The organism is Flavobacterium soyangense (assembly GCF_015277675.1).
GTDB lineage: Bacteria > Bacteroidota > Bacteroidia > Flavobacteriales > Flavobacteriaceae > Flavobacterium > Flavobacterium soyangense.
This window is the reverse complement of the sequence record NZ_JADHEC010000078.1, coordinates 1-2,231: the sequence shown is the minus strand read 5'-3', so window position 1 is coordinate 2,231 and position 2,231 is coordinate 1. Positions and strand designations below refer to the sequence as shown.

The 2,231-nt window shown below is 36.7% G+C and carries 3 protein-coding genes; all 3 read left to right on the top strand.

What is annotated here, in order from left to right; genetic code table 11:
- The first annotated feature begins 102 nt into the window (after positions 1–102).
- The 3 genes from IR213_RS16005 to IR213_RS16600 are packed head-to-tail and all read left to right on the top strand — an operon-like array spanning position 103 to position 1,782.
- Complete coding sequence (locus IR213_RS16005) at positions 103–405, top strand: plasmid mobilization protein (protein ID WP_449404266.1); 303 nt, start codon at positions 103–105, stop codon at positions 403–405.
- Positions 387–1,352, top strand: coding sequence for a relaxase/mobilization nuclease domain-containing protein (locus IR213_RS16000; RefSeq protein WP_002449125.1), 966 nt, complete (start codon positions 387–389; stop codon positions 1,350–1,352). The genes IR213_RS16005 and IR213_RS16000 overlap by 19 nt, the downstream gene beginning before the upstream one ends.
- A gap of 46 nt (positions 1,353–1,398) precedes the next feature.
- Positions 1,399–1,782 (top strand): DUF334 domain-containing protein, encoded by a 384-nt coding sequence (locus tag IR213_RS16600; RefSeq protein WP_317173159.1) that lies wholly within the window; start codon positions 1,399–1,401, stop codon positions 1,780–1,782.
- The last annotated feature ends 449 nt before the right edge of the window (positions 1,783–2,231 follow it).

The following is a 2,231-nucleotide window of genomic DNA, read 5'->3' as shown; positions in this document are numbered from 1 at the left end:
GTAGAAAGCGTGGTGGGATGTATGAGCGAACAAAACCATTTTGTGGCTAGCGACGAAACTGTTGGGCAAAACCATAAACCCAACCGTAAGTAGCCGAAACAAATTAGTTTTCGTGTGAGCGAATCCGAATATTTAAAGTTGAAGCAGTCGGCTGAAACTTTAAATATGAGTGTGCCTGCTTTCGTTAAGAAAAAGGCACAAGGCAGTCGATTGGTCGCACCTAAATTTGATAAAGAAACGAGACAATCGATTGCGAAAGATTTAAGTCGATTAGGGGCAAATGCCAATCAAATTGCGAAATATTGTCATCAACACCAATATAACGCTCCGAATTATAGCGCATTAGAACGTAATATCAATGAATTACGTGAAAGGTTGGATGACATATGGCAACAACTAAATTAAGTGCGACGAAATCAACGTCACGTGCCATTAATTACGCTGAGAAACGTGCTGTTGAAAAAAGCGGCTTAAATTGTGATGTGGATTATGCGAAATCGAGTTTTAAAGCCTCACGTGAGTTATATGGCAAAACTGATGGTAATCAAGGTCATGTGATTATTCAATCATTCAAACCCGATGAAGTAACTCCAGAACAATGTAATCAGTTAGGTTTAGAACTCGCTGAAAAACTAGCACCCAATCATCAAGTGGCTGTGTACACACATAATGATACGGATCATGTACACAACCATATCGTGATTAATTCGATTGACCTCGAGACAGGTAAGAAATTCAACAACAATAAACAAGCCTTACGTAATGTCAGAAATTTTAATGATGAGATTTGTCGGGAACACGGTTTAAGTGTGCCAGAACGTGATACTGCAAAATTAAGATATACCCAAGCTGAAAAAGCATTAATAGAAAAAGATCAATATTCTTGGAAAGATGATTTACGAGAAAAAATTGAAAATGCGAAAGACCATACAAGTGATTTTAAGAGCTTTTCAGAGCATTTAGAGAAATCCGGTATCGAGTTTAAAGTCAGAGGCAAAAACGTCTCATATAAGCCTGAAAACGTCAATAAATGGGTACGTGGCAAAACACTTGGCGAAGATTACGACAAGGGGGCGTTAGAATATGAGTTTGAAAGACGAGAAAGAGAAGAAGAAAAGGAATCAGAGCGAGACGCAGTCGCAGCGTACACAGACCAATTCGAAGTTGACTGGGACGCCGTCGAACACAACACAGAACAACTTAGAAAGACAAGAATTAGACGAACTGAAAAAACAAAACAAGCTCATCATCAAGTATCTAACAGAGATACAAGAGAACCAGAACGCACGAGAGAAAGAACAAAAACAACTCACATCGAATTTGACAGAGGCGACGAAGGATTTTCGAGATAATGGTGTTAAAGTCCATAATAGCTTTACTCATATACTTAAAGAAAAATTGGATAAAGTCGATACCGATGAATTAGCTAATATAATCGGCAGAGATATTTATAAAGTGCGTGATGAAAATGAACGTATGTTGCAAGAAGTGAGAGCGTCACATGAAGCATACCAAAAGAAAATTAAACTCATGTATCGAGGAATTGGCATAATGTTATTAGTCTTTATGCTTTTTACGTTAGTCATGACTATTGGTAGTGATTTTATGGATTTTATACATGTCGATATACTTCAAAAAGCAATAGCTAGTAAGATTAAAACGTCTGAGGGCTTTATGACGTTGGTTTGGTACATTGCTTATGGCTTACCGTATATCATTGCGATAGGTGGATTTATTTATCTTTATGAATGGATTAGAAAGAAATTCGAAGTCTTTTTGTAATTATGAGGACGCAATTATGCCGAGAAAATTTATTGTGCATTGAGAAGAACCCTTAATTAAACTGTTTCGACGAATGTCGGTATAGCGTGAGCTATAAAACCGACGAGTCGACAGTTTTAGGGTTTATTAAGGGTTCAGAGGCTCAATGTCAATAAAGCAATTGGAATAATGCATCAAAGGGTAATAACTTAATGATTTTTATAAATAAAAGAGCAACCACTTTTGTGGTTGCTTTCCTTTTTGTCTTTTGAATTTGTGAGGGGCAAAATGCCCCGAACTTTTTAATATCTTTTTATAAATCTTTTTAAAACCTTTTTAGGTGGCTTTTGAGCCCTAGAGCGACAACGGATTTGAAATGTTAAAGGCAACCAATCATTAAACTAAAGGCAACCAATCATTAAACTAAAGGCAACCAATCATTAAACTAAAGGCAACCAATCATTAAACTA